A 1790-nucleotide genomic window follows, 5' to 3' on the forward strand; every position below is an offset into this window, starting at 1 on the left:
ACGAATCTGTTTTGAATAACTGCCGATCTGTTCAATGACTTCCAGCAGACGCTGGTTAATATCGGCGTTGTCCACATCCTCGACGTCAGGAAGAGACACAAAGACGCCATTTGCAGACTGCGCCACAGCATCAGCAATGAAGTGAGTGCCACCAGCACGCTGTAAAACCATTGCCCATCCCAGCGGGAAAATCTGATCGCCATCTGCACGAAGGCGGTTGAATAAAGCGTTTTCTGTTACATCGAGCCAGTCAGCCGCTTCAGCGTAACCACCCGGCAACGCCGCGATAGTTTTTCTGACAGCTTTCACGTACCACTCAGGCTGTTTTTCTATTTTCCAGTGATGCTTACCCACGATTAGCCTCATCGTTCTGTGGTTAAAAATTGAAAGTGTTCTGCTAATCTTTCGGATAGATATCCGGTCTTAAGTCAGATTTCGTAATTGCACCTGACGTGCATTGCTCAAGTTTTTTAGCCAGCACAAAACTGGCTTTTTTATAGCCATTGAAAACCAGCCGTAAGTAGCCAGGTGTTGAGCCAACTTTTCCGGCCAACTCGCCCTGCTGTTCTTTGGTTAAAGAGTCCCAATACGCTTTCATACAATATGTACCTCCGGTGTACATATTACATGATTGAAATGAACCTTCAAGATACTTGTACCTTAACGGTACAAGGGTTTTAATTTCGTTATGAAAACAATCCATGACATCCGGCGGTCTAACGCCAGAAAACTGAGAGATGGTGTTGGCGGGAATTCTTCCTTTGCCACTATGATTGATCGCGAGCCAACCCAGACCAGCAGGTTTATGGGAGATGGTGCTACTAAAAATATCGGTGACAGCATGGCACGACACATCGAAAAATGTTTCGACCTGCCTGTCGGATGGCTCGATCAAGAACACCAGACAACGAACATCACAAAAAAACCTGATGTTTCAATCACTAATAAACAAATCACATTAGTCCCTGTCATATCATGGGTACAGGCCGGAGCATGGAAAGAAGTTGGATATTCTGAGGTTGATTTGAGCACAGCAGAAACGTATCCCTGCCCTGTACCCTGTGGGGAAATGACTTATATCTTGCGGGTGATAGGTGATTCAATGATTGATGAGTACCGCCCGGGAGACATGATTTTTGTCGATCCTGAAGTACCTGCCTGCCACGGTGACGACGTTATTGCATTGATGCACGATACAGGTGAAACCACCTTCAAAAGGTTGATAGAAGATGGGACACAGCGTTATCTCAAAGCGTTAAACCCAAACTGGCCTGAGCCTTACATTAAGATCAACGGTAATTGCTCTATAATTGGTACAGTGATTTTCTCAGGAAAACCAAGAAGATACAAAATCAAAGCCTAATCAATGTTTATGAACCTGCTTCGGCAGGTTTTTTTATACTTGACAATGTACCTTTGAGATACATAATGTGCCCAAGCGAAACAACGAACAGGCAGGACGCCCACGAAGTAGCCGCCTGGGGCATATGAAGTCCAGGATGATTCGTTGAGTCATGTTGTGCCACTAGGCACTCATGTTAAAGCAGGTGTATGAAATGAAAGTCCAGATTTTAAACAATAACTGTGAAGTCGTTTGGTCATACGACATAGCCGCCCCTGTAGATCAGAGCGGCGATAGCTGGACCAATGGGAAACATCAGATTATGGCTGGAGTTGTGTTCTCTTTACGCCGTGCTTTGGAACAGGCTGAAGTATTTCCATCAGACCCTGAATGGAAATGGCCTTTTTCTATTTGTCCAAATTCGGAGAGCACATTTCAGAAAATTGGT

The 1790-nt window shown here is 45.0% G+C and carries 3 protein-coding genes and 1 pseudogene; 2 read left to right on the forward strand and 2 right to left on the reverse strand.

Annotated features, from left to right (window positions below):
* Positions 1–354 (reverse strand): annotated as a pseudogene (gene ymfL / locus ACJHYR_RS27615) (protein YmfL); the annotation flags it as partial.
* Positions 355–397: 43 nt separating this feature from the next.
* Positions 398–598 carry a YdaS family helix-turn-helix protein gene (locus tag ACJHYR_RS27620; RefSeq protein ID WP_000649477.1) on the reverse strand — a complete coding sequence of 67 codons (201 nt, stop codon included), beginning with the start codon at positions 596–598 and terminating at the stop codon, positions 398–400.
* A 90-nt stretch (positions 599–688) separates the two neighbouring features.
* Between ACJHYR_RS27620 and ACJHYR_RS27625 the strand changes: the two genes are divergently transcribed.
* Together ACJHYR_RS27625 and ACJHYR_RS27630 are read left to right on the forward strand one after the other, a co-directional pair.
* A complete protein-coding gene (locus ACJHYR_RS27625) occupies positions 689–1363 on the forward strand; it encodes a LexA family protein (protein WP_000848748.1) in 675 nt (224 codons plus the stop codon).
* A 193-nt stretch (positions 1364–1556) separates the two neighbouring features.
* Positions 1557–1790: hypothetical protein (locus tag ACJHYR_RS27630; protein WP_268067488.1), on the forward strand; the 234-nt coding region annotated here is incomplete at its 3' end.

The organism is Escherichia sp. WS1450 (assembly GCF_046487395.1).
Lineage (GTDB): Bacteria > Pseudomonadota > Gammaproteobacteria > Enterobacterales > Enterobacteriaceae > Escherichia > Escherichia coli.